The 20,251-nt window shown below is 63.6% G+C and carries 19 protein-coding genes and 1 tRNA gene; 11 read left to right on the forward strand and 9 right to left on the reverse strand.

Features of this window, described 5'->3' with window-relative positions; translation table 11 throughout:
- Positions 1 to 79: 79 nt before the first annotated feature.
- The 4 genes from sucC to recA all read right to left on the reverse strand — a co-directional run bounded on the left by sucC (position 80) and on the right by recA (position 4,138).
- Positions 80 to 1,261 (reverse strand): ADP-forming succinate--CoA ligase subunit beta, encoded by a 1,182-nt coding sequence (gene sucC / locus NOV72_RS11290; RefSeq protein ID WP_342753393.1) that lies wholly within the window; start codon positions 1,259 to 1,261, stop codon positions 80 to 82.
- Between the two features lie 92 nt (positions 1,262 to 1,353).
- Positions 1,354 to 2,004, reverse strand: a complete 651-nt coding sequence (locus NOV72_RS11295; RefSeq protein WP_106854678.1) for a DUF2889 domain-containing protein — start codon at positions 2,002 to 2,004, stop codon at positions 1,354 to 1,356.
- Positions 2,005 to 2,097: 93 nt separating this feature from the next.
- Positions 2,098 to 3,048, reverse strand: a complete 951-nt coding sequence (recX, locus tag NOV72_RS11300) for a recombination regulator RecX (RefSeq protein WP_106854679.1) — start codon at positions 3,046 to 3,048, stop codon at positions 2,098 to 2,100.
- Between the two features lie 19 nt (positions 3,049 to 3,067).
- Entirely contained in the window at positions 3,068 to 4,138 is a 1,071-nt protein-coding gene (gene recA / locus NOV72_RS11305) for a recombinase RecA (protein WP_106854680.1), read from the reverse strand.
- Between the two features lie 252 nt (positions 4,139 to 4,390).
- Here recA and NOV72_RS11310 point away from each other — a divergent pair, with 252 nt between their 5' ends.
- The 7 genes from NOV72_RS11310 (at position 4,391) to NOV72_RS11340 (ending at position 11,695) form a co-directional block, all read left to right on the forward strand.
- The gene (locus tag NOV72_RS11310; RefSeq protein WP_106854681.1) at positions 4,391 to 5,116 is read left to right on the forward strand and encodes a response regulator transcription factor; all 726 of its coding nucleotides are present in this window, start codon (positions 4,391 to 4,393) and stop codon (positions 5,114 to 5,116) included.
- A 5-nt stretch (positions 5,117 to 5,121) separates the two neighbouring features.
- A complete protein-coding gene (locus NOV72_RS11315; protein WP_245932990.1) occupies positions 5,122 to 6,693 on the forward strand; it encodes a sensor histidine kinase in 1,572 nt (523 codons plus the stop codon).
- Positions 6,694 to 6,925: 232 nt separating this feature from the next.
- The gene (locus tag NOV72_RS11320; RefSeq protein ID WP_106854682.1) at positions 6,926 to 8,584 is read left to right on the forward strand and encodes an MFS transporter; all 1,659 of its coding nucleotides are present in this window, start codon (positions 6,926 to 6,928) and stop codon (positions 8,582 to 8,584) included.
- Between the two features lie 85 nt (positions 8,585 to 8,669).
- A tRNA-Met gene (locus tag NOV72_RS11325) sits at positions 8,670 to 8,746 on the forward strand.
- A 117-nt stretch (positions 8,747 to 8,863) separates the two neighbouring features.
- Positions 8,864 to 9,724, forward strand: coding sequence for a MurR/RpiR family transcriptional regulator (locus NOV72_RS11330; protein WP_106854683.1), 861 nt, complete (start codon positions 8,864 to 8,866; stop codon positions 9,722 to 9,724).
- Between the two features lie 76 nt (positions 9,725 to 9,800).
- A complete protein-coding gene (locus NOV72_RS11335) occupies positions 9,801 to 11,132 on the forward strand; it encodes an aspartate aminotransferase family protein (RefSeq protein ID WP_106854684.1) in 1,332 nt (443 codons plus the stop codon).
- 8 nt (positions 11,133 to 11,140) lie between these two features.
- A complete protein-coding gene (locus tag NOV72_RS11340) occupies positions 11,141 to 11,695 on the forward strand; it encodes a carboxymuconolactone decarboxylase family protein (RefSeq protein ID WP_106854857.1) in 555 nt (184 codons plus the stop codon).
- A 3-nt stretch (positions 11,696 to 11,698) separates the two neighbouring features.
- On the opposite strand, the gene NOV72_RS11345 is transcribed toward NOV72_RS11340, so the two are convergent.
- Entirely contained in the window at positions 11,699 to 12,604 is a 906-nt protein-coding gene (locus NOV72_RS11345; protein ID WP_106854858.1) for a glutamate/aspartate ABC transporter substrate-binding protein, read from the reverse strand.
- A 387-nt stretch (positions 12,605 to 12,991) separates the two neighbouring features.
- Between NOV72_RS11345 and NOV72_RS11355 the strand changes: the two genes are divergently transcribed.
- Complete coding sequence (locus NOV72_RS11355) at positions 12,992 to 13,483, forward strand: hypothetical protein (protein ID WP_106854686.1); 492 nt, start codon at positions 12,992 to 12,994, stop codon at positions 13,481 to 13,483.
- Positions 13,484 to 13,856: 373 nt separating this feature from the next.
- Here NOV72_RS11355 and NOV72_RS11360 read toward each other — a convergent pair whose 3' ends face one another.
- The 3 genes from NOV72_RS11360 to NOV72_RS11370 are packed head-to-tail and all read right to left on the reverse strand — an operon-like array spanning position 13,857 to position 15,759.
- The gene (locus NOV72_RS11360; RefSeq protein WP_106854687.1) at positions 13,857 to 14,243 is read right to left on the reverse strand and encodes a hypothetical protein; all 387 of its coding nucleotides are present in this window, start codon (positions 14,241 to 14,243) and stop codon (positions 13,857 to 13,859) included.
- 18 nt (positions 14,244 to 14,261) lie between these two features.
- Positions 14,262 to 14,822, reverse strand: a complete 561-nt coding sequence (gene bamE / locus NOV72_RS11365; RefSeq protein WP_106854688.1) for an outer membrane protein assembly factor BamE domain-containing protein — start codon at positions 14,820 to 14,822, stop codon at positions 14,262 to 14,264.
- 28 nt (positions 14,823 to 14,850) lie between these two features.
- Positions 14,851 to 15,759 (reverse strand): peptidoglycan DD-metalloendopeptidase family protein, encoded by a 909-nt coding sequence (locus tag NOV72_RS11370; RefSeq protein ID WP_106854689.1) that lies wholly within the window; start codon positions 15,757 to 15,759, stop codon positions 14,851 to 14,853.
- 387 nt (positions 15,760 to 16,146) lie between these two features.
- On the opposite strand from NOV72_RS11370, the gene NOV72_RS11375 reads away from it, so the two are divergent.
- Entirely contained in the window at positions 16,147 to 16,395 is a 249-nt protein-coding gene (locus NOV72_RS11375; RefSeq protein WP_106854859.1) for a GlsB/YeaQ/YmgE family stress response membrane protein, read from the forward strand.
- A 65-nt stretch (positions 16,396 to 16,460) separates the two neighbouring features.
- Here NOV72_RS11375 and NOV72_RS11380 read toward each other — a convergent pair whose 3' ends face one another.
- Complete coding sequence (locus NOV72_RS11380; protein WP_106854690.1) at positions 16,461 to 17,120, reverse strand: DedA family protein; 660 nt, start codon at positions 17,118 to 17,120, stop codon at positions 16,461 to 16,463.
- A 170-nt stretch (positions 17,121 to 17,290) separates the two neighbouring features.
- Between NOV72_RS11380 and mutL the strand changes: the two genes are divergently transcribed.
- On the forward strand, positions 17,291 to 19,243 hold the full coding sequence (gene mutL / locus NOV72_RS11385) for a DNA mismatch repair endonuclease MutL (protein ID WP_106854691.1): 1,953 nt from the start codon (positions 17,291 to 17,293) through the stop codon (positions 19,241 to 19,243).
- Positions 19,240 to 20,187, forward strand: a complete 948-nt coding sequence (miaA, locus tag NOV72_RS11390; protein WP_106854692.1) for a tRNA (adenosine(37)-N6)-dimethylallyltransferase MiaA — start codon at positions 19,240 to 19,242, stop codon at positions 20,185 to 20,187. Before mutL ends, miaA begins: the two co-directional genes overlap by 4 nt.
- Positions 20,188 to 20,251 lie beyond the last annotated feature (64 nt).

Raw genomic sequence — 20,251 nt, forward strand, 5'->3', positions numbered from 1 at the left:
CGTCGCCCGGGCTCGCGCCCGGCGACCGCCATTCGTATCTGGTGGAACGCTCTCTTAGGCTCGGTAAGCGAAAATGCGCTTACTTGCCTTCGGCTGCCGCGACGACCTTCTGCGCGGCTTCTTCCATGCTGTCCGCCGAGATGATCGGCAGGCCCGAGTCGGCCAGCATCTTCTTGCCGAGGTCTTCGTTCGTGCCCTTCATGCGCACGACGAGCGGCACCTTCAGGTCCACGGCCTTCGACGCCACGATCACGCCTTCCGCGATCACGTCGCAGCGCATGATGCCGCCGAAGATGTTCACCAGAATCGCCTTCAGGTTCGGGTTCTTCAGCATCAGCTTGAACGCTTCGGTCACCTTCTCCGTCGTCGCGCCGCCGCCGACGTCCAGGAAGTTGGCCGGCTCGCCGCCGAACAGCTTGATGGTGTCCATCGTTGCCATCGCGAGGCCCGCGCCGTTCACGAGACAGCCGATGTTGCCGTCGAGCGAGATGTACGCGAGGTCGAACTTCGACGCTTCGACTTCAGCCGGATCTTCTTCGTCCAGATCGCGATACGCGACGATTTCCGGGTGACGGAAGAGCGCGTTCGCATCGAAGTTGAACTTGGCGTCGAGCGCGATGACCTTGCCTTCGCCGGTCAGGATCAGCGGGTTGATTTCCGCGAGCGATGCGTCGGTTTCGAAGAACGCCTTGTACAGGCCTTGCAGGATCGCGCGCGCTTGCGGGATCGATGCGTCGGGAATGCCGATCTTTCGTGCGAGGTCATCGGCGTCTGCGTCTTGCAGGCCGGTCGACGGCTCGACGGCGAACTTGTGCAGCAGCTCGGGCGTCTTTTCCGCGACTTCTTCGATGTCCATGCCGCCTTCGCTCGACGCCATCACGACGATCTTCTGCGAAACGCGGTCGAGCACGAGGCCGACGTACAGTTCCTTCTTGATGTCCGCGCCTTCTTCGATCAGCAGGCGATTCACCTTCTGGCCTTCGGGGCCGGTCTGGTGCGTGACGAGCTGCATGCCGAGGATCTGGTTCGCGTATTCGCGGACCTGTTCGATCGACTTCGCGACCTTCACGCCGCCGCCCTTACCGCGGCCGCCGGCGTGAATCTGCGCCTTGACGACCCAAACCGGGCCGCCCAGCTCTTCCGCGGCCTTGACCGCATCATCCACCGAGAACACGGGTTTGCCGCGCGGGACCGCGACGCCGAATTTCCGCAGGATTTCCTTACCCTGGTACTCGTGAATCTTCATGCGTGATTCCTTCAGTCTGAGAGTTGGAGTGAACTTCTGTGTGCTTGAACCGCTGATTTTCGATTCTTCTTTGAATTCCGTGCGTGCGCGCACGCGCTGCCTGCGCGCTACGAGGCGGACTTTGTCTCCGGCCTGTCTTGTACCGTTGTGCCGCTATCCGTTTGCCCGGCCGGCGCGTGGCCGAACCAGCGCGGGTAATACTCCTTGACTGCGGGACCGTCGAAACGCAACGCGTGGCATCGGCCGAGCTGAAATGGCGGCTCGTCCGGCGTGGTCGCGGAGGGATCGGCGGCGTCGGAATGATTGAACGGATTGCCGTCCTCGATCTGCCAGACGTCGCCCGCGAATGCCTGAATGGCTGCGGTCGGCAGGACGCCACACAATTCGGTGAGATGCGTGCACCCGGCCGCGCCGCGCAGCAGCTTGCTGGCTTCGCGGCGAAAACTTTGGAGCAGGTTGAGCCCGATGAGCTTGCGATAGACCGGATTGGACTCGGCGCACAGCGCGCCATACGGCGACCAGTTCGACGATGCTTCGACGTCGACGATGGTGAGCTTGCGGTCGATGGTGATGCGCAGCCAGAGTTCATGGATCGGCAGGCCGTGTGGCCGGACGCCCGTCGCGAGGCGAAAGTCGCGCGGCTTCTCATCGGTTAGACAGGCTTCGATATCCCACAGGCTGTCGTCACGCTCGAACGCTTCCAGCCGAATCGCGCGACGATGGCGCAATTGTCGGGGAGCGGGAGGCGAGAGAGGCATGCTGGAAGTGAGCCGGTGCGGAGAAAACCATGGAATTTTAGCATATTGGGTATTTGGAGCCGGGCATGGACCTTGCCGCAGAGGGATCGGCGCTCAGTCGTCGACGATCTCTTCGCTCCAGTCTTCGTCGCCGCCCTTCAGGATCTTGCCGATCGTGCCGCTGGAAAAGCCGCGCGCGGCCAGGAAACGCGCATGCTTCGCCCGCTCGGCGGGCGTCTCCGGCGGCACGCCATACTTCTTCTCCCACACGGCCTGGGCACGCGCGGTTTCGGATTGCGCGAGTTTGTCGGCGGTTTCGCTGATGAGCGCATCGCCAACGGCATGGCGCTTCAGTTCGTTGATGATCCTGCTGCCGCCCATGCGCGACGCCCGCCGGTGCACCACGCTCTCGACGAAGCGCTCGTTCGACAGCCAGCCATCGCGTTCGAGGCTGTCGAGCAACGATTCGAGCGAATCGGCTTCTTCGACGTACGGACGCAACTTGCGCGACAACTCCGCGCGGCTGTACTCGCGCCGCGAGAGAAAAGCGAGCGCGCGCCCCTTCAATGAGCGTTGCGGGCGTTTGGGATTGCTGGCTTCGCTTGCCGACGTCTTTCGGGTGCGCTGGCTCGAGCGGCTATAGACCGGTTCGCCCGATTCGGCGCGTGGTGGCTCGGACGGCGCGCATTGCTCGAACGGCTCGAAAGGATCGGCGTCTTCGGATGGGTCGGTGAAGTGATTGGGTTCGGAGGGCTTGCTTGGTGCGGAACGCGCTTTCGGCTGCTCGCTGGCCTGCTTCATCAAAGCGCGCGCTTGCTCCAGTCGCGCGGCGCGATCGCTCGCGTTCGCACCGCCGTCGCCGTCTTTGGCAGGCTCAAAAACGCGACGCGCCGACGCGAATGAATTCGCGTCGGCGCGTCGCCTATTACCGTGTTTGAGGCCACCGGGCTTCGACGATGCACCACGTCGCTCGCTGCTTCGTTCGTAGCGATCGGCGGACTCGGAACCGTTGTCGGCTCCGTCATCCGCCGTGTCAGCCTTCGATCCGAACCGACGCTTCTGCATCGCCCTTCAAGCCCGATGTTTATTCGTCGTCAGCCGTTTCGGCGCGTGCGACGACCGCCTCGCCCAACGCGGCCACACCCAGCGATGCGCGAATCTTGTTCTCGATCTCGCGTGCGATGTCCGGATTCTCACGCAGGAATTCGCGCGCGTTGTCCTTGCCTTGACCGATGCGGTCGCCGTTGTAGCTGTACCAGGCGCCGGCCTTGTCGACCAGCTTCGCCTGCACGCCGAGATCGATGATTTCGCCCTGACGCGAGATGCCTTCGCCGTAAAGGATGTCGAAGATGGCTTCGCGGAACGGCGGCGACACCTTGTTCTTCACGACCTTCACGCGCGTTTCGTTACCGATGACTTCGTCGTTCTTCTTGATCGAGCCGATACGGCGGATATCCAGACGCACCGACGAATAGAACTTGAGCGCGTTACCGCCCGTAGTGGTTTCCGGGTTGCCGAACATCACGCCGATCTTCATGCGGATCTGGTTGATGAAGATCACGAGGCAGTTCGTGCGCTTGATCGTGCCGGTGAGCTTGCGCAGCGCCTGCGACATCAGACGCGCTTGCAGACCCGGGAGCGAGTCTCCCATTTCGCCTTCGATTTCCGCCTTCGGCACGAGCGCCGCCACGGAGTCGATGACGATCATGTCGATGGAGCCGGAGCGCACCAGCGCATCCGCGATTTCCAGCGCCTGCTCGCCCGTGTCCGGCTGCGAAATCAGCAGTTCGGGCACGTTCACGCCGAGCTTGCCCGCGTATTGAACGTCGAGCGCGTGTTCCGCGTCGATGAACGCCGCCGTGCCGCCGACCTTCTGCATCTCCGCGATCACCTGCAGCGTGAGCGTGGTCTTGCCCGACGACTCGGGACCGTAGATTTCCACGACACGGCCGCGCGGCAAACCGCCGACGCCGAGCGCGATGTCCAGTCCGAGCGAACCGGTGGAGACCACCTGAATGTCTTCGACCGCCTCACCTGCGCCGAGCCGCATGATCGACCCTTTGCCGAATTGCTTTTCGATCTGCGAGAGCGCGGCGGCCAGGGCCTTGCTCTTTTCCGCAGTCATTCCAGCCGGGCCTTTCTTGCTTTCTTCCATGAATCGTCCTTTGCTATGATGAACGGCGTCTGAGGCAGTGTTCACGGGTCTTTCCGTTGCTCGATCGAGCATACAAAACCGCGCTTACCACTCACGCAGACACTGTATAAAAAAACAGTAGTTTTTGCAAGCATGTCACGACGTGGCGCGGCTTTTTTTCCACGCCGCGCACGCCGCGCGAAAACTACAAAACACCTGGAGACCGCCGCGCCGGGCGACAAACGGTGCCGGCAATATAAGGCGCACACGACGATGCGAATCCTCATTGCCGAAGACGACAGCATACTCGCGGACGGCCTCGTCCGATCACTCCGCCAATCGGGATACGCCGTCGACCATGTGAAGCATGGCGTCGAAGCGGACACCGCCCTTTCGCTGCAGACGTTCGACCTGCTGATACTCGATCTCGGCCTGCCGCTCATGTCCGGCCTCGAAGTCCTGCGCCGCCTGCGCGCGCGCAACTCGCAGATGCCCGTGCTGATCCTGACCGCCGCCGACAGCGTCGATGAACGCGTCAAAGGCCTCGATCTCGGCGCGGACGACTACATGGCCAAGCCCTTCGCGCTGAACGAGCTCGAAGCACGCGTGCGTGCGCTCACACGGCGCGGCGCGGGCGGCGGCCCGACGGTCGTGAAGCACGGCTCGCTGTCCTTCGATCAGGTCGGGCGGATCGCGACGATCGGCGGTCAGGTCATCGATCTGTCGGCGCGCGAGCTCGGCGTGCTCGAAGTGCTATTGCAAAGAACCGGCCGGCTCGTGTCGAAGGAACAGCTTGTGAATCATCTGTGCGAGTGGGGCGAAGAAGTCAGCAACAACGCGATCGAGGTCTACGTGCATCGGCTGCGGAAAAAGATCGAGCCGAGCGGCGCGAAGATCATCACGGTACGCGGCCTCGGTTACACGCTGGAGAAAGCGGGCGCGGCGAACGGCGCGGGCACGCAACACGCCGGCGAGTCCGCCAGCCATCACTATAAGTAGGCCGCATGGCGTCGCCCGTTTCCCACGAAACTCAGCGAAACGCGCAAGCGAACGACGATTCCGACGCCCTGCGCGACGCGCGCTACGCCAATCCCTTCGCGCCGCCCGACGAACTCGAACCCGACAGCGAGACGCATCCGCGCTCGCTCTTCGGCGAGATTCTCGACTGGATGCTCGCGCCGCTTCTGCTGCTCTGGCCGATGAGCATCGCGGTGACGTATCTCGTCGCGAAATCGATCGCGAACGGGCCCTTCGACCGCGCGCTCGAAGCCGACGCCTATGTGCTCGCGCGCCAGATTCAGCCGGTCAACGGCGTCGCCGAATTGCGCCTGCCCGATGCGACGCGCGATTTCCTGCGCGCCGATAACGTCGACAGCGTGTTCTTCCAGGTGCTCGGCACGCGCGGCGAGCTGGTCGGCGGCGACCGCGACATGCCCTTGCCGCACGACGACGATCGTCCGCAGCCGGGCATCGTCGAATTTCGCGACGACGTGCTGCGCGGCAACGACATTCGCGTCGCGTACACGACGGTCGATCTGCCCGATCTCGCGCCCGGACGCGATCCGGGCAGCACGCAGCCGGTGCTCGTGCAGGTCGCCGAAACGCTCGACAAGCGCAGCCAGCTCGCCAACGACATCATCAAGGGCGTGATCCTGCCGCAGTTCGTGATCCTGCCGCTCGCCATCATCCTCGTATGGTTCGGGCTGTCGCGCGGGCTCGCGCCGCTGCATGCGCTGCAGTCGAACATCCGCGCGCGCCGCCCCGACGATCTCTCGCCGCTCCAGGCGGGCAGCGCGCCGCCGGAGATCGCGCCGCTCGTCGCGTCGTTCAACGATCTGCTCACGCGCCTCGAACAGAACATGGAGTTCCAGAAACGCTTCATCGCCGATGCCGCGCATCAGATGAAGACGCCGCTCGCGGGCCTGCGCATGCAGGCGGAACTGGCGATGCGCCAGGACGTGTCGGCGGAAGTGCAGCGCTCGCTCGAACAGATCGCCACGAGTTCCGAGCACGCCGCGCGCCTCGTGACGCAACTGCTCGCGCTCGCGCGCGCCGAGAATCGCGCGACGGGGCAGATATTCACGCCCATCGTGCTGACGGATCTCGCGCGCCTCGCCGTGCGCGACTGGGTGCAGGCCGCGCTCGCCAAGCGCATGGACCTCGGTTACGAAGAGCCGCCGTTTCCGGTCGAAGTGGAAGGCAACGTGGTGATGCTGCGGGAGATGCTGTCGAACCTGATCGACAACGCGATTCGCTACACGCCGGCGGGCGGTCGCATCACGGTGCGCGTGCGGACCGACGACACCGATCTCGATCTCGTGCATCTCGAAGTGGAAGACACGGGCCTGGGCATTCCGGCGGCCGAGCGCGCGCGCGTGGTCGAGCGCTTCTACCGCATTCTCGGGCGCGAGGGCGACGGCAGCGGGCTCGGGCTCGCGATCGTCAAGGAGATCGCGACGATGCATGGCGGCGCGCTCGCCATCGAGGATCACGTGTATCAGCAGAGCCCGAAACTCGCCGGAACCCTTGTGCGGGTCAGCCTCCAGCGGGTTTTTCCTGCCCGGGACAAACCCTGAGCGCAAGCGTCGCGGGATCTTTTTCGTCGCGCAAGAAGAGCGACATTAGAAGAATTTAGACGAACGTTCGAATAACATGGCGATCAGTTCCGCGCAAATCGCCTTATAACACTGAATTTGCCCGTTTATGCGCCGCGTCAGAACGCCGTAAGTTTTCGTTCCAATAATCTTTGCACCGGAGCCGCCTAGTTGCGGACCGATGTATTCGAAAATTCAAATCAGGAGACGATACATGGCTACGGTTGAGGGGCGCGTGTCACACGCACCGATGACGGCGGAGGAGAAGAAAGTCATCTTCGCCTCGTCGCTCGGCACGGTGTTCGAATGGTATGACTTCTATCTGGCGGGCTCGCTCGCCGTCTACATCAGCAAGACCTTCTTCTCGGGCGTCAACCCGACGGCCGGCTTCATCTTCACGTTGCTGGGTTTCGCGGCGGGCTTCGCGGTGCGTCCGTTCGGCGCGATCGTGTTCGGCCGGCTCGGCGACATGGTCGGGCGCAAGTACACGTTCCTCGTGACCATCGTGATCATGGGTCTGTCGACGTTCCTGATCGGCTTCCTGCCGGGATACGCGACGATCGGCATCGCGGCGCCGGTCATCTTCATCGCGATGCGCTTGTTGCAGGGGCTCGCGCTCGGCGGCGAGTACGGCGGCGCGGCGACGTATGTGGCAGAGCACGCGCCTTCGAACAAGCGCGGCGCGTGGACGGCGTGGATCCAGACCACGGCCACGCTCGGCCTGTTCATCTCGCTGATCGTGATTCTCGCGGTGCGCACTGCCGTCGGCGAGGAACAGTTCGGCGCGTGGGCGTGGCGCATTCCGTTCCTCGTGTCGATCCTGCTGCTCGCGATCTCCGTGTGGATTCGCATGAAGCTGCACGAGTCGCCGGTGTTCGAGCGCATCAAGGCGGAAGGCAAGACCTCCAAGGCGCCGCTCACGGAAGCGTTCGGCGAGTGGAAGAACCTGAAGATCGTGCTGCTCGCGCTCTTCGGTCTGACGGCGGGCCAGGCGGTCGTGTGGTACACGGGCCAGTTCTATTCGCTCTTCTTCCTCACGCAGACGCTGAAGGTCGATGGCACCAGCGCGAACATCATGGTCGCGGTGGCGCTCCTGATCGGCACGCCGTTCTTCGTGTTCTTCGGCTCGCTCTCGGATCGTATCGGGCGCAAGCCGATCATCATGGCGGGCTGCCTGATCGCCGCGCTCTCCTTCTTCCCGCTCTTCAAGGCGCTCGCGCACTACACGAACCCGACGCTCGAAGCCGCGACGCAGAAGTCGCCGATCGTCGTGATCGCGAATCCGGACGAATGCTCGTTCCAGTTCAATCCGGTGGGCACGTCGAAGTTCACGTCGTCGTGCGATATCGCGAAGAGCGCGCTGTCGAAGGCGGGCTTGAACTATGAGAACGTGGCGGCGCCGGCGGGCACGCTCGCGCAGATCAAGGTCGGCGAGACGGTGGTGAACACGTACGACGGCAAAACCACCGATGCCAAGGCGCAAGGCGCGGCGTTCGACAAGACGCTGGCGGGCACGCTGAAGAGCGCGGGCTATCCGGCGAAGGCCGATCCTGCGTTGATCAACTGGCCGATGGCGATCGTCGTCCTGACGATCCTCGTGATCTTCGTGACGATGGTGTACGGCCCGATCGCGGCGATGCTGGTCGAGATGTTCCCGGCGCGGATCCGCTATACGTCGATGTCGCTGCCGTATCACATCGGCAATGGCTGGTTCGGCGGCTTCCTGCCGGCGACGGCCTTCGCGATCGTCGCGGCCAGGGGCGATATCTACTCGGGCTTGTGGTATCCGATCGTGATCGCGCTGGCGACGTTCGTGATCGGCATGTTGTTCGTGAAGGACACGCGCAAGTCGAATGTCTATCACGAGGATTGATCGGCGTTCGGCGAGGATCTTTTAACAAATCGCGTAGAAGGGGTTGACAGCCCGTTCGCCGCTCGCCATAATCTCGTTCTGTTTCGGCGAATTAGCTCAGCCGGTTAGAGCGACGGAATCATAATCCGCAGGTCCGGGGTTCGAATCCCTGATTCGCCACCAAGTTGTTAAAAAAGCCGCTGTTTCTCACGAAACAGCGGCTTTTTGCTTTCCCCTCTCTCGCGCGTTCCCCGCCGCGCTCATGCTTAAATAGCACGTCCGCCTCATCCCGACTCCAACGTGCCCACCTTCGACCAACTCGCCGCGTCCATCCGCGACCGTTTCCCCGGCCTGAGCCCGCAGTTCCAGGCCGGCGCCGCGTTTCTGCTCGACTATCCCGATGAGGTCGCCGTCCTCTCGATGCGCAAGGTCGCCGAACGCGCGAAGGTGCAGCCCGCCGCGATGGTCCGCCTCGCGCAACAACTCGGCTTTCCCGGCTGGAACGAACTGCGCGAGATCTTCGTCAGCCGCGTGCGCACGCGTCCCGAACCGCTGACGACGCGCGCCCGCTCGCTCGTCAAAAGCGGCGCCGACAATCATCTGGGCCGCGATCTCGCTCAAGCGCAGTCGCACAATCTCGACCTCACGCTCGCGCAAAACGCCGAGAGCGTCGTCGACGCGGCGAAGGCATTGAAGAAAGCGCCGCATGTCCACGTCGCGGGCTTTCGGTCGTGCTATCCGGTCGCGTTCAGCCTGCTCTATGGTTATCGCTTGTTCCGTCCGTCCGTGAGCCTCGTCAGCGGTGAAGCCGGCACGCTCGAAATGCAGTTGCGCGGCATCGAAAAGCGGCACGCCGTTGTCGTCGTCAGCTTCGCGCCGTATTCCGTCGAAGCGGTGCGCGTCGCGCAGGCGGCGAGCGAGCGCGGCGCGAAACTCGTCGCGCTCACGGACAGCGCCGTGTCGCCCATCGCGTTGAACGCCGATCACACGCTGATCTTCTCGCACGAATCGCCGTCGTTCTTTCCGTCGCTCGTCGCGGCGTCGGCGCTGGCGGAAATGCTCGTCGCGCATCTGCTCGCGCTCGAAGGCAAGGACGCGGTCGCCAATCTCGAGCAGGCCGAAGCCGCGCTGCATTCGCAAGGCGCCTACGCGGCGAGCTAGCCTTTTGACAACATATGTTGTTTTCGAGCTAGAATGACGCATCGCGTGTTGCGAACACATTCAAGAGGCACGAGCCATGTCCACGGTATTTCATCGCGCGCCGCGCGCCAAGCTTCCTGTCGCCGTGCGCGGCGACGGCATCGAGATCGTCGATTCGACGGGCAAGCGCTACATCGACGCATGCGGCGGCGCGGCCGTCTCGTGTCTCGGTCACAGCCATCCGCGCGTGATCGGCGCCATCCAGCGTCAGGTTCAGCAATTGCCCTACGCGCACTCGTCGTTCTTCACGACCGAACCCGCGGAAGCACTCGCGGATCTGCTCGTCGAGCAAGCGCCGAAAGATCTCGGTCACGTCTATTTCGTCTCCGGCGGTTCGGAAGCGATGGAAGCCGCGCTCAAGCTCGCGCGTCAGTATTTCGTCGAGAAGGGAGAGCCGCAGCGGCGGCATTTCATCGCGCGTCGCCAGAGCTATCACGGCAATACGCTCGGCGCGCTCGCAATCGGCGGCAACGCATGGCGGCGCGAACCGTTCCTGCCGATGCTGATCGAAGCGCATCACGTCACGCCCTGCTTCGCATATCGCGAGCAGCAGGCGGGCGAATCCGATGAAGCCTTCGCGCAACGCCTCGCCGACGAACTCGAAGCGAAAATTCTCGAACTCGGCGCGGAATCGGTGGCGGCGTTCGTCGCGGAAACGGTCGTCGGCGCGACGGCGGGCGCGGTGCCGCCGGTGCGCGAGTACTTCCGCAAGATCCGCGCGGTCTGCGACAAGTACGGCGTGCTGCTGATCCTCGACGAAGTGATGTCCGGCATGGGCCGCACCGGCTATCTGTTCGCGTGCGAGGAAGACGGCGTGTCGCCCGATATTCTCACGATCGCGAAAGGTCTCGGCGCGGGCTATCAGCCGATCGGCGCGACGCTCGTCAGCAACGCGATCTTCGACACGATCGTCGGCGGCTCGGGCTTCTTTCAGCACGGTCACACGTATATCGGCCACGCGACGGCGTGCGCGGCGTCGCTCGAAGTGCAGAAAGTGATCGCCGAAGACAGGCTGCTCGACAACGTGAGAGCGCGCGGCGAGCAACTGCGCGCGCTGCTGCGCGAGCGCCAGGTGAATCATCCGTTCATCGGCGACGTGCGCGGGCGCGGCCTTCTCACCGGCGTCGAACTCGTGAAAGATCGCGAGAGCAAGACGCCGTTCGATCCGAAGCACAAACTGCACGCCGTCATCAAGCGCGAGGCGATGAAGCGCGGCCTCATGGTCTATCCGATGGGCGGCACCGTCGATGGCCGGACCGGCGATCATGTGCTCATCGCGCCGCCGTTCATCACGACGGGCGATCAGATCGAGACGATCGTCGAGCGGCTTTCCGACGCCATCGACGGCGCGCTTTCCACCATTGCATGAGAATGATCATGAGCAAACGGCTTCCCGACTTCGACAGCGCCACCGCCTCGGACGAACAAAAAGCGGTGCTGCACGACATCCTGAGCGGCCCGCGCGGCAGTCTCAACGGCCCGTTTCTCGGCTGGATCTTCAGCCCGGAACTCGCGCAGAACGCGCAAAAACTCGGCGCATTCTGCCGCTACAAGACGGGCCTGCCGCTGCGGCTTTCCGAACTCGCGATTCTCGTGACCGCGGCGCGCTGGCGCTCGCAGGCGGAATGGCATATTCATCAGCCGATCGCGCTCGATGCCGGCGTGCCCGCCGATCTCGCCGAAGCCTTGCGCACCGGCCAGACGCCCGTTTTCGCCGACGCCGACGACAAGCTCATCTTCGATTTCGCGACCGAACTCTACGATACGAAGCGCGTAAGCGACACAACGTACGACGCCGCCGTCGCGCGCTTCGGACATACGGTCGTGGTAAATCTCGTCGGCTTGCTGGGCTATTACGCGCTCGTCGCGATGACGCTCAACACTTTCAACATGCGCGCCGAAGGGCAGACGGCGCTGCCCTTCGCGGATTGAGCCTCACTCGAACGCCTTGTCGTTCGGCTGGGCATAGAGTTTCTGCGTCGTCTCGCTCATCGGAAAATCGAAGTTGATGTTCTTCGGCGGGACGGGCTTCATGAACCACTTGTCGTAAATCGTTTTGATCTCGGCGCTCTTCATCACCTGGCTCATCGCGTCATCGACGAGCTTTTTGAATTCCGGATCGTCCTTGCGCATCATGAAGCCGTACGCCTCCGACGACTGCGGCGTGCCGACGAGCACCCAGTCCGACGGCTTCGCAGTCAGCGAGCGCGTGCCCGCGAGCAGCACGTCATCCATCATGTAGGCGACCGCGCGGCCGGTTTCGAGCGTCGCGCGCCCTTCGCCGTAGTCCTTCGCGCTGATGATGCTCATGTTCATCTTCTTCTCTTCGTTCATCTTGCGCAGAAGGCGCTCGGACGTCGTGCCCTGATTCGTCACGACGGTCTTGCCCGCGAGATCCGGAAAATCCTTGATGCCGGAATCTTTCTTCGTGAGCAGGCGCGTCGTCGCGACGAAGAACGTGTCGGAAAACGCGACCTGATTCTGCCGCGACGTGAGATTAGTCGTCACGCCGCATTCGAGATCGACCGTGCCGTTCTGCACGAGCGAAATACGGTTCTGCGACGTCACCGGAATGAAGCGCACGCGCAAATCCGGATGCTTCGTCTTCGCCTTGACCGCGTCGATCACCTTGTTGCACAAATCCTGCGAAAAGCCGACGACGTCGTTGTTCGCATCGACATACGAGAACGGCACCGACGTTTCGCGATGGCCGATCGCGATCAGGTTGACGCTCTGAATCTTGGCGAGCGTCGGCTGTCCGTCCTGCCCGTAGCTCGTTCCGACGACGAGCGACAACGCGGCGAACGCGACAGACGATGCGAGCAGCGACGTGGATTTCATGACGACCTCGTTCCATGTGAATTGATACATATGTTGCCATCAACAAAATATTAGCAACATATGTATTCGCCCTAATCCTCACCGAAACCACGCGCGTCGCGACGATTGCTTACAAATGTCACAGCAATCGCGTACACCGTCCGCGCCGGGCGGCGTTATAGCTGGCAGGCACCCACAGGAGTCGCTGTCATGAACGCCGTTCGCGAGATCGCAGTTTCAATTACGAAGCCGCGCGCGGCGATCGGCTGAGCGAGCGCGGCGCGCCTTAAGACAAACCTAATTTTCCGGTGCGATGATGCTTCCCACGTCAAACGCATCCAGCGATACAGCGCCCCGGCGCAACAGACAGCCCCGGCCCGCGCGAACACCTCTTTCGGGAGTACTGCCGTGAAGAAGAAATCGACGAACATGAAATCCGCCCGTCCCGCGATGTCGCCGCTGCTGCGCGCGCTGACGTACAGCCGCGCCACGCGCGAACCGATGGTCGATGCAATGCTGCTGCGTTGTTATGTGGCGCTCGACGCGTTTCATCGCGGACACGGCTCGCAGCCGCTCTTCATGACGCTGTGCCGTCACATGCTGGTCGCGGAAGAACTCTGCCAGCTCGGCCACGCGCCTGAATGCGAAGACGTCATCACGCTCGCACACGAGGCGCTGGTGGAACTCGATGCGCGTCATTCGGCCGACGCTGTCTGGACGCTCGACGCCGATGAACACGCGCGGCTTTGCACCGCACTCGCCGTGTTCTCGCTGCAACTGGAAGACGCGACGCTCGAACACATCGCGCAGGCCGAAGCGCGCATGGTCACGCAATCGCTCGTCGCGGCGAACATGCGTTCGGGCATCGGACGCGCGCAAGCGGTTTCGTCGGCAGGCTGAAGATCGCACGGGTTCGGTGCTTACCCTCAATGCGCTTATCAATTGCGCATGTGTTTGCGAGCGTACATTCTTAGGAATGGCCTTTGGCAATACTTATTTCAGCGCACGGGGGGAAGCAGTAAAACGCGCCGAGAGACCGACGAAACAGGATGGGCAGCACTCGAGCGGGTGGCGGGAAGAAACACAGCGCGACAACTAAAACCAAAGCGCGCGTTTTTGCCGACGACACGACGAGTAGCAGGCGAAGGAGGCCAGCGCCCCGACAAAGAAGCTCAAAAGCCGGCAGCCGCCGGCTTTTTCTTTTGCCGCGTCAGGTGCGCCGCACGCTTCGGATGCCGTTACGCCGCACGCGAAATGCAAGTCCGCGAAACGATCAGCGGAAGTCCGCGAAGACGGTCTCGGCGCATTCGACGCACCAGCGACGGCTCACCTTGCCGGGAAGCTCGTCCCACACGTGGCCGTGTGCGCATTGCCAGCGCAGTGGCGTCGCGGCGTCGACATAGGCGCGCGAGAGCAACGCGCCGCCGCGCACCTGCGCCACTTCGCGCAGGCGCTTCGTTTCCAGTTCGAGCCGCTCGGACGCGCAATTCATGCAGCGCACGTTCTGCGCGACGCCCAGCGTCTTGTCCCAGCGATGCCCACGGTCGCAGTCCCAGCGAGTGATCGCTTTCTCGCCGGCGTCGCACTGCGCGTCGTCGCGATAGCGCGACGCCTCGTCCATCAGACGAAGGCGCGTGTTGCTGATGACGTAATCGCTCATCGTTCCAGTGCTTCTAAGTCAGCGTTGACCGCCGCGGATCGCTTCGGAGCGCGAGGTCGTCACCACGATGCCGTCGGGCCCGAAATGCGCGTTGAACATCGCGTCCTGATTGACGCCGTCTTCCAGCCAGTGCCAGCTCCAGACGCGTTCCTTCTTCAGCCGATATTCCGCGATCTCGGTCGGCTTGCCGAGCAGTCTGCGCACTTCATCCATCGTCATGCCGGGCCGCACCTTCGCGAAATTTTCCGCGGTCAGCACCTGCGTCGCGGAGACGAAGAGGCCGTCCGAATCGAGATCGACCATATAGGTAGTCGTTCCCGCCGGCCCGCGCGGATACTCCAGGCGCTTGCTGCCGTCGGTGAACGCGCGCTCGGTCTCCGGCTCGCCCATCTGATCGCGGATTTGCGCCTCGGTCGTGACGCCGGGCTGCAGATTCTTGAGCAGCAGATTGTCCGGCTTCACTGCATTGAAAAATGCCTTGAGCTTGTTCAATCCTTCCTCGCTCTGCTGCTGGTCGCATCCCGAAAGCAGCGATGTCAACGAAACCGCGGCCAGCGCGGCAACTACGATCTTCTTCACCTTCCATCCCCTTCCTGCATGCATCGCATCAGCCGCCCGCGGCGCCGAGCAGCGGGAGCGGGTCCACGGCCGCACCCGACTTTCTCACTTCGAAATGCAGCACCGGCGTGCCGGTCGGCCCGGTGCCCATGTCCGCGATGGTGGCGCCCTGCTTCACCGTATCGCCTTCCTTCACGAGCAATTTATCGTTGTACGCGTAGGCGGTCAGATAGTCGTTGCCATGCTTGACGATGATCATGCGCCCGTACGAACGCAAGCCGTTGCCCGCGTACACCACCTTGCCCGGCGCGGCCGCCTTGACAGGCTGTCCGACCTTGCCTTCGATATCGATGCCCTTGTTGCCGCTCGCGCCGAACTTGCGCACGACTTCGCCGCGAACGGGCCAGACGAAGGTGCCCTTCGACGCGCTCGCGGCAACGGCCGGCGGCGGTTCTTCGTTCGCCGCGGCCGGCTTTTGCGCCGTCGATTTATCCGGCGTCGGCAAGAGCGGCGGCTGCGCCGTCTTCGATGTGACCGACGCGCCCGAAGCCGTCACCGATGCACCCGGCGGCACGACACGCAACACCTGCCCGACGTTCACCTGATTGTTTTCCGGTAGCGTGTTCCACCGGGCCAGATCGGCGGGCTTCTGCCTGAAGGTGCGCGAAATGGCAAAAAGCGTGTCGCCCGGCTTCACGCGATAGAAGCCGGGTTCGACCGGCGCGGCGGTCGTCGGTCCGAGCGGCACGACCGGTGCGGGCGTCACGCCCGGCGATGCGCCCTGCACGACCGGCGGCGCGTTCAACGCCGAATTCTCGACGATCGGCGCGGGCGTGCGCGGCGTCGACGTACAGCCGGCCAATGCCGCTGCCATCGCCGCCACGAGCGCCATGCCCGCGATCGCCCCGCGCGAGTCGGATCCGAAACCTTCCTTATGCATCACCGCCAGCTTTCTCATGCTTGTCGTCTTGAACTTTTTTACTCGCCGGCGGTTCGTCCGCGCGACGTCTTCGTTATGCGCAGACATTGATCGCTACGCTCTAATACTGAAAAAACACGATCCCGCCAGCATAAAACATTACAGAAACAAATTCGCCTCAGTCACCTAAACGACACACCAGGCGAAATCGCCGACCTAACCCTTTGGCGTTCTAAATTTTTGACGAAATGCCCACGGCTACGCGTCATCCGTCGGCCGGGTATCGGCGCCGGGACGCGTTGACAATCCTTGACATTCGACAGGCCCTTGCAAGGGCCATTTCCGCTACATTGCCCGCGCTCGGATGCGGATTTCGCCTGCATCCCGCCCCCCTTAATCTGAAAGGAGTCTCAGCCCATGGAACTCATGCATCACGGAATCATCCTCAGCCTGATCATCGGCGGCGTGGCCGGCTGGCTCGCCGGTCTCATCATGAACGGCAGCGGCTTCGGCGTGATCGTCGATATTCTCGTCGGTATCGTCGGCGGCGTGATCGGTGGATGGATCTTCGGCACGCTCGGCCTCTCATTCAACGGCATCCTCGGCACACTGCTGACGGCCGTCATCGGTGCAGTGGTGCTGCTCTTCATCATCCGCCTGTTCCGCCGCGCCTGACCCGCGAGTCAACAGCGCAGCGCCCGCGAAGCCGGCATCCGGCAGCTTCGCGGGCGTAATTCTTCTCAAGCCTTCGAATTGCGCCGGCTCATTTTCCAGAGCGCGCCGATCGCGACCGGCACGATCGCGGCGCCAATCCCCACCAGCACGATCACGTTCAGATACTGCTTGATGAACGGAATGTTGCCGAAGAAATAGCCGAGCAGCACCAGCAGCAGCACCCAGACGAGCGCGCCCAGAATATTGAAGAACTGGAAGCGCGTGTGACTCATCGACGATACCCCCGCGACGAACGGCGCGAAAGTCCGCACCACCGGCACGAAACGCGCGATCACGATCGTCTTGCCACCGTGCTTCTCATAGAAGTTGTGCGTCTTCTGCAGCGCGGCCCGGTCGAGAAAGCGTTCGAGCACGGGAATGTTCGTATCGAAGACTTTCGGCCCGATGGCGCGGCCGATCCAGTAATTCACCGTGTTGCCGGTCACCGCCGCAATGAGCAGCAGCACGATCAGCGCGAACAGATCCATTTCGTGCGACGCGGCGAACGCGCCGCCGATGAACAGCAGCGAATCGCCCGGCAGGAACGGAAACACGACGAGCCCCGTTTCGCAGAACACGATCAGGAACAACACCGCGTAGACCCAGGCGCCGTAATTCTGGATGAAGACACCGAGCGACTTGTCGATGTGAAGGATGAGTCCCAGGAATTGCAGCAACGTGTCCAAAAATCTTTCCTCAAAAAGTTGAGCCCGCGCCGGAAAAGCGGCGCATCGGCATCGAAGGCGGGAGTCGCGCCATGATACCGAAGTGGTACGTCGAACCGGTTAAAAAACCCGTAATCAGGCGCCATCGTGCAGCATGATGGCGAAACGTTGCGAATCGTTATAATTTCGCCATGTCCGAACTCAACGAAACTTCCGCTGGCGATTTGACCGCCGACGGCGCACGCCGTTCGCGCGCCATCGCCCCGCTGCCCGACCAGCTCATCAGCCAGATCGCCGCGGGCGAGGTGGTGGAGCGGCCGGCCTCGGTCGTCAAGGAACTGCTGGAAAACGCGCTCGACGCGGGCGCGACGACGTTGCGCATCACGCTCGACGAAGGCGGCGTGAAACGCATCGTGGTCGCCGACGACGGCCTCGGCATTCCGCCGACCGAGCTTCCCCTCGCGCTGATGCGCCACGCGACGAGCAAGATCCGCTCGCTCGCCGAGCTGGAAGCCGTCGCCACGTTGGGGTTTCGCGGGGAAGCGATCGCGTCGATCGCATCGGTTGCGGAGTTGTTCATCACGAGCCGCACGGAAAGCTGCCCGCACGCCACGCGCATCGACGCGCAGACCGGCGTGATCTCGCCGGCGGCCGGCACCGTCGGCACGACGATGGAAGTGCGCGAGCTGTATTTCAACACGCCCGCGCGCCGCAAGTTCCTGAAGAGCGAGCAGACCGAACTCGGGCATTGCCTCGACGTGATCCGCCGCACGGCGCTCGCGCGGCCCGACGTCGCGATTTCGGTGATGCATAACGGCAAGGCGGTCGAGCACTGGAACGCGAGCGATCCGCAAACGCGCGTCGCGAAGATTCTCGGCGAAGTGTTCGAAACCGCGCATCTGCCGCTCGACGAGCGCGCCGGGCCGCTCGCCGTCTACGGTTGCGCAGGCCTGCCGACCGCGAGCCGCGGCCGCGCCGACCAGCAGTATTTCTTCGTGAACGGCCGCTTCGTGCGCGACAAGCTGCTCACGCACGCCGTGCGCGCCGCGTATGAAGACGTGCTGCACGGCAACCGCTATCCGGCGTACGTGCTGTTTCTCGATCTGCCGCCCGAATCCGTCGATGTGAACGTGCATCCGTCGAAGATCGAAGTGCGCTTCCGCGATTCGCGCTCGATTCATCAATACGTCTTCCATGCCGTGCAGCGCGCGCTCGCGCGGCACGCGGGCGCTTCGCCGGAGACGACATCGGGCGGACACGCGGCGCAGTTGCAGCCGACCGGACCCGCGTCGTTCAGCGCAAAGCCATTCGCCGGCGCGCCGGACACGCTGCATCTGAAAAGCGAGAACGGCACGAACTGGATGCGCCAGTCGCGCATGACCCAAGGCACGCTGCCGGTCGCGCAGCCGCTCGCGCTGTATGACGCGCTGTTCGGCCGCAAGGACACGGGCGCGGGCACGCCGAACGCGACGACTTCCGCCGACACGCCTTATCCGGGCGTGAACGAGCGGCCATCGGCGCCGGTCATGGCGAGCGACAGCGCGCTCGATCACGCGCACGAACAGCCGCTCGGTTTCGCCGTCGGGCAGATTCACGGCATCTACGTGCTGGCGCAAAACGCGCGCGGTCTCGTGATCGTCGACATGCACGCCGCGCACGAGCGCATTCTCTACGAGCAGTTCAAGCACGCGCTCGCGGATCGCGCGATCGCGGTGCAGCCGCTGCTGATTCCCGTGTCGATGACGGCGGAACCGGTCGAGATCGGCATTGTCGAGGAAGAGCGCGACACGCTCGATGCGCTCGGCTTCGATCTCGCGGTGCTGTCGCCGACGTCGATCGCGATCCGCGCCGTGCCCGCGTTGCTGAAGGACGCCGATCTGCAATCGCTCGCGCGCGCCGTGCTGGCCGACCTGCACGCCTACGGCGGATCGCGCGTGCTCACCGAGCGCCAGCACGAATTGCTGGGCACGCTCGCGTGCCACAACGCGGTGCGCGCGAATCGCCGGCTCACGCTCGACGAGATGAACGCGCTGCTGCGCCAGATGGAAGCGACCGAGCGCGCCGATCAGTGCAATCACGGCCGGCCGACGTGGTATCAACTCACGCTCGCCGATCTCGACCGCCTTTTCATGCGCGGACAATGAGCGAGTCCGCTTTGCGTGTGGCCTGTCTGCTCGGGCCGACGGCGTCGGGAAAAACGGCGGCGGCGCTCGCGTTCGCGGCGCGGCATCCGGTCGAGATCGTCAGCGTGGATTCGGCGCTCGTCTACCGGGAGATGGACATCGGCACGGCCAAGCCGGACGCGGCCGAGCGCGCGGCGGCGCCGCATCATCTGATCGACATCATCGATCCCGCCGAGAGTTATTCCGCCGCGCAGTTTCGCGCGGATGCGCTGCGGCTCGCCGGCGAAATCATCGCGCGCGGGAACGTGCCGTTGCTGGTCGGCGGCACGATGCTTTACTACAAGGCGCTGACGCACGGCCTGAACGATCTTCCCACCGCCGACGCCGGCGTGCGCGCCACGCTCGACGCCGATGCGGAGCGCGACGGCTGGCCTGCGCTGCACGCGCGCCTCGCGGCGGTCGATCCGCAAACGGCCGCGCGGCTCGCGCCGAACGACTCGCAGCGCATCCAGCGCGCGCTCGAAATCTTCATGCTGACCGGACAGCCGATGTCCGCGCTCCTCGCCGCGCCGCGCACCCAGCATGTCGATGCGCCGTATCGCTTCGTGCCGGTCGCGCTGGAGCCGTCGGATCGCGCGGTGCTGCATGCGCGTATCGCCGCGCGCTTCGATGCGATGCTCGCGCACGGTTTCATCGACGAAGTGCGCGCCTTGCGTGCGCGCGGCGACCTGGATCTGTCGATGCCGTCGATGCGCTGCGTCGGTTATCGGCAGGCGTGGGAATACCTCGACGGCGCAACGGGCTACGACGAGATGCGCGACAAGGGCATCTTCGCGACGCGGCAGTTGTGCAAGCGGCAGTTGACGTGGTTGCGGGCGATGCCGGAGCGCGTCGTGGTGGATTGCTGCGCGGCGGATGCGACCGAGCAGGCGGTCAAGGCAATCGAACAGGCAACGCGAACGTAGTGTTCAAACGCAAAAAACCCTCGCACTCGGCGAGGGTTTTTTCAGCTTTTTCAGCAACACACGG

The organism is Caballeronia novacaledonica (assembly GCF_900258035.1).
Taxonomy (GTDB): Bacteria; Pseudomonadota; Gammaproteobacteria; order Burkholderiales; family Burkholderiaceae; genus Caballeronia; species Caballeronia novacaledonica.

Bases quoted from the DNA above. Each gene is read 5' to 3' on its own strand.
- NOV72_RS11295 (WP_106854678.1), bottom strand. From the start codon at position 2,004: ATGCCTCTCTCGCCTCCCGCTCCCCGACAATTGCGCCATCGTCGCGCG.
- recX (WP_106854679.1), bottom strand. From the start codon at position 3,048: ATGCAGAAGCGTCGGTTCGGATCGAAGGCTGACACGGCGGATGACGGA.
- recA (WP_106854680.1), bottom strand. From the start codon at position 4,138: ATGGAAGAAAGCAAGAAAGGCCCGGCTGGAATGACTGCGGAAAAGAGC.
- NOV72_RS11310 (WP_106854681.1), top strand. From the start codon at position 4,391: ATGCGAATCCTCATTGCCGAAGACGACAGCATACTCGCGGACGGCCTC.
- NOV72_RS11315 (WP_245932990.1), top strand. From the start codon at position 5,122: ATGGCGTCGCCCGTTTCCCACGAAACTCAGCGAAACGCGCAAGCGAAC.
- NOV72_RS11320 (WP_106854682.1), top strand. From the start codon at position 6,926: ATGGCTACGGTTGAGGGGCGCGTGTCACACGCACCGATGACGGCGGAG.
- NOV72_RS11335 (WP_106854684.1), top strand. From the start codon at position 9,801: ATGTCCACGGTATTTCATCGCGCGCCGCGCGCCAAGCTTCCTGTCGCC.
- NOV72_RS11340 (WP_106854857.1), top strand. From the start codon at position 11,141: ATGAGCAAACGGCTTCCCGACTTCGACAGCGCCACCGCCTCGGACGAA.
- NOV72_RS11345 (WP_106854858.1), bottom strand. From the start codon at position 12,604: ATGAAATCCACGTCGCTGCTCGCATCGTCTGTCGCGTTCGCCGCGTTG.
- NOV72_RS11360 (WP_106854687.1), bottom strand. From the start codon at position 14,243: ATGAGCGATTACGTCATCAGCAACACGCGCCTTCGTCTGATGGACGAG.
- NOV72_RS11370 (WP_106854689.1), bottom strand. From the start codon at position 15,759: ATGAGAAAGCTGGCGGTGATGCATAAGGAAGGTTTCGGATCCGACTCG.
- NOV72_RS11375 (WP_106854859.1), top strand. From the start codon at position 16,147: ATGCATCACGGAATCATCCTCAGCCTGATCATCGGCGGCGTGGCCGGC.
- mutL (WP_106854691.1), top strand. From the start codon at position 17,291: ATGTCCGAACTCAACGAAACTTCCGCTGGCGATTTGACCGCCGACGGC.
- miaA (WP_106854692.1), top strand. From the start codon at position 19,240: ATGAGCGAGTCCGCTTTGCGTGTGGCCTGTCTGCTCGGGCCGACGGCG.